This is a genomic window from Acinetobacter sp. UBA3132, from assembly GCF_002364825.1.
Lineage (GTDB): Bacteria > Pseudomonadota > Gammaproteobacteria > Pseudomonadales > Moraxellaceae > Acinetobacter > Acinetobacter schindleri.
This window is the reverse complement of sequence record NZ_DEZM01000084.1, coordinates 1-5851: the sequence shown is the minus strand read 5'-3', so window position 1 is coordinate 5851 and position 5851 is coordinate 1. Positions and strand designations below refer to the sequence as shown.

Here is a 5851-nt window from a genome sequence, read left to right as displayed (position 1 = left end):
TTTATGAATTGAATAAAGATGAGCTGCTGTTTGATATTGCCATTACTTTGAATGACTTCTGTACAGATTATCCTGCAGTGACCTTGAATGAAGAACGTGCAGTTGCTTTTTTAAAGGCTTATGAAAGTATCCGTCCCTTGACTGAGGATGAAAAAGCCTGTCTGCAGCTTTACCTGGCGATGGCAGCCGGTCGTTTCTGGATGATGCGTTTACAAGTGGCACAGAAAAATGCGGCTCAAGGCCGTACCGGAAACGATATCCTGCAAAAGAATCCGGAAGAAATGCGTAATATGTTGATCGAACGACTTAAGTTTGTCACCGCTTAACCAACAGGAACAACAATATGCGTGATCAAGGGCGTTTGGTGGAATGGTTTGATGAAAAAGGCTATGGTTTTATTCAGCCGAATGATGCTGGCAAGGAACGTGTGTTTCTGCACATTAAGGACTTTGCGCGCCCTGGTCCGCGCCCGATTGTGGGTTGTGCCTTGGATTATGCCGTGATTATGGATGATCAGGGCCGTTATCGTGCTCAGCAGGTGACTTATCTCAAAGCTGCCCAAATCAAGGCGTTGACGGCTAAACAGAAAACTAGCATAAATAAAAAAGAAAAATTGCAGCCGATGCAAATCCTCTGTGTGGGATATATTCTGGCGCTTGTGGTACTCAGTTTCAGTGGCCTGTTGAGCGGGATGGTAGTGTTGCTGATTAGTTTAATGAATATATTGAGTTACTGGCTCTACGCCCAAGACAAGGAAGCAGCCCAACTCGGTAATCGCCGTATTCCTGAAAATGCGCTACATCTGGTGGCTTTTCTTGGAGGTTGGCCGGCAGCTTGGCTGGCCCAACAAAAACTGAGACATAAAACACAAAAACAACCATTCCGTCAGATTTATTTTTGTACCATAGCCTTTAACATCATTTTGATTCTATGGCTTATTTCCCCTTTAAACGGCTTAAATATTTAAGGGAAATTGATAAAAAGGAGAGGGTATGAACTATTCGATTGACAAGGACCCTAACCGCACACTGACTCTTATTCTATATATTCTTTATATTGTGGCGATCTTTACCGGTGGCCTGCTTGCTGTCATTGCGCTGGTAATTAACTATGTGAAACGCAGTTCGGTTCGTGGCACAATTTTCGAGAGCCATTTTACCTGGCAGATCCGTACTTTCTGGTGGTATCTGTTCTGGAATATCGTTGCCTTTGTTCCATTTTTCTTCCTGTTCTTTACCGGTGAAGATCCGGATCTGTTTGCAGGTGTAGCATTTGGTGCCACCACTTTCTGCCTGATTGTGATTGGCTTGGCCTGGATCTGGATTGTGTATCGTGCAATTCGCGGGATTATGCGTTTGAATGATAATCTGCCGATGTATCGATAAATCAAATATTGAGATGGAAAGAGCAGCATATCGCTGCTCTTTTTTATAGCTCTATGATTTTTGGCAGCAGAATATCCGAATCAGGTAAGCGCTATTCAGCATGTCTTCCCGCAGTTAAAACAGGTCGAACTTGATTTTGTCTGGAGTGGCACGACTGATCTGACCATGAATGGTGCAGCCGACAGCCGCAAGTTTGGTGATAAATTTCCAATCTATGCGGTACAAGGTTGGAGTGGTCATGGCGTGGCGCAAACTGTGGGTATTGGTAAAGCGATTGCAGATGACTTCTGTGGCAAAGCCGATGACTTTAATATGTTAACCAGTATCCAGCATCAAGACACCCTGTTTGGTCGAGTACTTGCACCGGTGGTGACTCTAATGGTGAAAACGGCCTATGATTTAAGTGCTTTGGTCAATCTGGGCAAAATGGTATTTTTTTAAAATTCAATATAGATATAAAAAATCCCCCTTTTTAAAAGGAGATTTAGGGGGGATTCATAAAGGGTTAGGGGGAGGGAAAAATTAAGAAAGATCTTCTTTCAATTCTTCCCTTTTTTCTGTTCTTAAAAACTTCGGTTTCCATTCACTGGCAATTACACCCAGTACCACCATTAATCCGCCCAATAAAGCCAGAGCAGGTAAACGTTCTCCAGCGAGTCGGCCAAACAGACTGGCCCAGATCGGTTCACCTGCATAGATGATGGCAGCCTGAGAAGGATCAACCATTTCCTGTGCCCAGTTCATGACCAGTTGAATCACTGCGCTGGCTATACCGAGGCCAACTAAAATGATGGCAAGGTGAGGATGGAACTCCGGTAGCTGAGGTTCGCCGAGCATTGCTGTCATAATAAAGCAGAACAATGATGGTAATTAAAATCAGAGAAAGCTGGGGGAGCTTCGCTTTCCATATTGAGGATTCAGAGGATAAGTTAGACATGGGAGATCAGTATTCAGGTAAAAACAAAAAGAGGCCCGAAGACCTCTTTTACAGCAACATCAATCTTTCAGATTAAGCGTCTAAAACCGCTTGTGCTTCACGAAGATTTAAAGTGCCTTCATAGATCGCACGACCAGTAATTGCGCCAAGAATGCCTGGTTGGCCTTTTAAGCCATGAACGTCATCGATATTAGTGACACCACCAGAAGCAATCACTGGAAGACCTGAGTAAGTTGCCAGGTTCACAGTTTGCTCAATGTTCACACCTTGCATCATGCCGTCACGTGCGATGTCGGTATAGACAATGCTGGACACACCTGCATCTGCGAAACGTTTAGCCAGATCAGTCGCTTTCACGTCAGTCACATTGGCCCAACCATCCGTTGCAACCATGCCATTCATGGCGTCAATACCAACAATGATATGACCAGCGAACTGTTTACAGGCTTCTTCAACAAACTCAGGCTCTTTCACTGCTTTTGTACCTATGATCACATAAGATACGCCTGCATCTAGGTAATGCTCAATGGTTTCCAGTGAACGAATACCACCACCGATTTGAATCGGTAAGTTTGGTTGTGCTTTAGCAATCGCTTCTACGACTGGCTTATGAATCGGGGTACCTGCAAAAGCACCGTTCAGATCAACCAGATGGAGACGACGCGCACCTTCATTTACCCAATGCTGCGCAGTAGCCACTGGATCATCAGAAAATACAGTATCGTCTTCCATACGACCTTGTTTTAAACGGACACATTTGCCATCTTTCAGGTCAATTGCAGGGATGATCAGCATGCTTTCGCTCCTGGCCTAATCGTCGATTGAATTTGAATGGCTGCCATCTTAACAAATAAACGGCGGATTTCTAAATCTAAATACTGAATCTTGCATATGAAAAAAACCTGTCATGGGCAGGTTGGAGTGAGTGAGTACAGCTCATTGTTGTTTTTATATCTGATCAGGCTGATCATTCAGCATGGATGAAATTCAATTAAACATATGCGAGATGAAGTTCCAGATCCAGTGGACCTACTTTACCAAGCTGAGTACCCAGGTCATAAAGACCGTCATTGACTGCACCTGCTGTGGCGCCTACAGTTGTGACGATACTGCCGATAACTGGCAGATCTGCTGCCGTATCAGTAATCGGGGCAAGGTCATCCAGCAGTGCATCGACAGTGCCTGAGACATCTTGCAGGACACCGCCCACACTCGCTACCGGATTACTGAGTACATTATTCACCAGATCTAGTGGCTGAATGCCAGCGACATAATCATCCGTTTCTGAAATCAGTCCACTCAGGTTAGAAGTAGTCTGCCCGACTGATGCAACCACATCACCGATGACTGGCAAAGAAAGCAGTGGGGCAGTCAGCGGCGCCGTAGTATCTAAAACGCTATCTCTAAGATATCAGAGACGCCATTTAAAGTTTGACCGACCAGGTCTGTAGTTCCATTTAGCAGTATGTCTATACCACCAGATAAATCTCCCTGTAATAGCTGGTCTGATACGGCATGCACGCCTTGACTCACATCTGCTAACAGTCCTGTACTGGTATCCAGGACAGTTTTTAACGTATCGCCAACTACAGGTAATTGTGTCAGTGCGTCCGTCAAAGGTGCCGTCAGGGTACTGACTGTTTCAACCACTTCATCAACTAAGGTAATAACAGCCTTAGTCAGGAAGCCTACGGCTTTGCTAATACCTTGCACTGCCAGTGTGAATACCCCATTGAACTTACCGCCGCCCAATAAACTTGCCATGATTTTTACCCTCTAGAAATTTGAACTACTTAACGATGGAGAATTGTTATGCACATCATGTTTTAGCAAAAATCTGCCAAATTTATAGAGCCTAGAACTATAATTTTGACCATAAGTCAGGAAAATGTTATGGAAAATTCATGTTTATCAAAGGATTGATAATAATTTTATATTTTGTGAAAAAATGCAATTAAAAACAATGATTTATATCGGTTATTTTGGTGCTTATAAAAGATGAGTGGTGTTATTTTTGTGCATTTTTATTGTTTAGCTTAATGTTCGATTAAAAGAATAGTAGAAAAGTTGAGTAGTTTACTCGGATTTTTAGAAAAGTGATTATTCATTTGCTAAATTTTGGTGCGTTATATAGTTTACATAATCTTACAATCGATCAGCGCTTAATTTCTCAAGTAACAGTGTTAAGGAGCATCCAGAAGCAATGATGGTTTTCTTTAGGAAAGTTTCAATTCTCGGCTTAGGAGTTTCCGTTGCCAAAGTTCTTCCAGAATCAAAATACAGGCATAAGCATCCGCGGCTGCGTATTCAATTTGAGCTTGGCTGAGTTTCCGTGCTGCCCAGTTAGAGGTACTGATTCTTTTGGACTTTGGGAAATTCACCTGGAACAGGAGTGCCGTCGCATTTCTGACCCCAACAGCCTGTTTAAGCCCAAAACTGCCAAAGCATTTGGAGAGTTCCAGTACCCCATTTAATTCAACACCTTTTTTACGGAACAGTTGCTTGTCATTTTTTAAGCCAAAGCCAGCTTTCATCTGATTGGGATTGGCAAATATTGGCTGTAAAAAATGCCATAGTTCCGTATTCATTTGAAATAAATACTCCCTTTCTCGGGTAGCTAACTGAATCAAATGCGGTCCTGTAGACTGTTCACCGGCTTTAAATATGGGCTTGGATTCTGAGTCAAAGCCAAAGACTTGTACCTGTTCAAGTTCTTCACGTATTACTTCTGCCTGTTGAAGATTCTGAATCACAATAATTTTTTCAAAGGAGATATTTTGAAATCTTGGAAGTGTGGCGATATCTTCTTTGGTGGGTAAAATTGGAGAATGAAGGGCATCCATGACGAGTCTGTGTGGGTCCGTGTATGAAGATGCAGCTTAAGACTTTTTAAATTCAGTCTAAAGCGCTTTTAAGGAATTTTTTTTAAATCAAGATGAAAAGCCAGACCCATTTTTAGAGCTGGCTTTTGAATTGAGTTGACTGGATTAAACTTATTGCTGTTGCAAATTTGCCTGTTTTGCACGATTGACATAGTCCTGATAAGACGGAACCGCCATGGCCGCTGCAATCCCCAAAACAATCAGCAGAATATAAAGAATCGCCAGTACATTTTCCCAGCCACGTGTGGTACGGGGGTGGCCAAACTGGTTGCTGTCACGGTTACCCGGAGCAAACAGGGCATACAAGGCAAATAAAATATTGGCGATAGGTACCAGCATCAGCAAAGACAGCCAGCCGCTATGGTTTCGGTCATGCAGGCGACGAATTAAAAAGATGATACTGAAATAAATTACTGCAATATAAATTAATCCCATGACTACCAGTGATAGCATAGGCAAGGAACCATCTGGACTCAGAAATGGATTTGCGCCTGGTAGAATGACAGCAGCTAAAATACCGACAAGCATCAAACAAAAGCCCATCAGCATATTCCAGGCCAGATATGAACGACGCCCAAAACGTCCCCCTGCATTTAAAGCAGAATCATTTAAATTATTCATAGTTATTTCCTTGTTTTTATCATTAA

The 5851-nt window shown here is 42.9% G+C and carries 7 protein-coding genes and 3 pseudogenes; 4 read left to right on the top strand and 6 right to left on the bottom strand.

Translation table 11 applies throughout. The annotated features are described in order from the left end of the window. From B4033_RS03885 to B4033_RS03870, 4 genes and pseudogenes are all read left to right on the top strand, one after another. Nucleotides 1-326 (top strand): annotated as a pseudogene (locus B4033_RS03885) (homoserine kinase); the annotation flags it as partial. A 17-nt stretch (nt 327-343) separates the two neighbouring features. Further along, nucleotides 344-967 (top strand): DUF1294 domain-containing protein, encoded by a 624-nt coding sequence (locus tag B4033_RS03880; protein WP_286832244.1) that lies wholly within the window; start codon nt 344-346, stop codon nt 965-967. A gap of 25 nt (nt 968-992) precedes the next feature. Beyond that, complete coding sequence (locus B4033_RS03875; protein ID WP_004813645.1) at nt 993-1385, top strand: DUF4870 family protein; 393 nt, start codon at nt 993-995, stop codon at nt 1383-1385. 93 nt (nt 1386-1478) lie between these two features. Next, nucleotides 1479-1826, top strand: a pseudogene (locus B4033_RS03870) (FAD-binding oxidoreductase); the annotation flags it as partial. Nucleotides 1827-1907: 81 nt separating this feature from the next. Here the strand turns inward: B4033_RS03870 and B4033_RS03865 are convergent. From B4033_RS03865 to B4033_RS03840, 6 genes and pseudogenes are all read right to left on the bottom strand, one after another. Further along, nucleotides 1908-2249, bottom strand: a pseudogene (locus B4033_RS03865) (EamA family transporter); the annotation flags it as partial. Nucleotides 2250-2394: 145 nt separating this feature from the next. Next, a complete protein-coding gene (gene hisA, locus B4033_RS03860; protein WP_004890660.1) occupies nt 2395-3117 on the bottom strand; it encodes a 1-(5-phosphoribosyl)-5-[(5-phosphoribosylamino)methylideneamino]imidazole-4-carboxamide isomerase in 723 nt (240 codons plus the stop codon). Nucleotides 3118-3313: 196 nt separating this feature from the next. Beyond that, nucleotides 3314-3676: a hypothetical protein gene (locus B4033_RS03855; protein ID WP_286832239.1), complete on the bottom strand. Its 363-nt coding sequence runs from the start codon at nt 3674-3676 to the stop codon at nt 3314-3316. Between the two features lie 35 nt (nt 3677-3711). Then, nucleotides 3712-4086, bottom strand: a complete 375-nt coding sequence (locus B4033_RS03850; protein WP_286832236.1) for a hypothetical protein — start codon at nt 4084-4086, stop codon at nt 3712-3714. A 452-nt stretch (nt 4087-4538) separates the two neighbouring features. Next, the gene (locus B4033_RS03845; protein WP_286832233.1) at nt 4539-5165 is read right to left on the bottom strand and encodes a 3'-5' exonuclease; all 627 of its coding nucleotides are present in this window, start codon (nt 5163-5165) and stop codon (nt 4539-4541) included. A gap of 150 nt (nt 5166-5315) precedes the next feature. Beyond that, nucleotides 5316-5825, bottom strand: a complete 510-nt coding sequence (locus B4033_RS03840) for a DUF805 domain-containing protein (RefSeq protein WP_286832230.1) — start codon at nt 5823-5825, stop codon at nt 5316-5318. Nucleotides 5826-5851 lie beyond the last annotated feature (26 nt).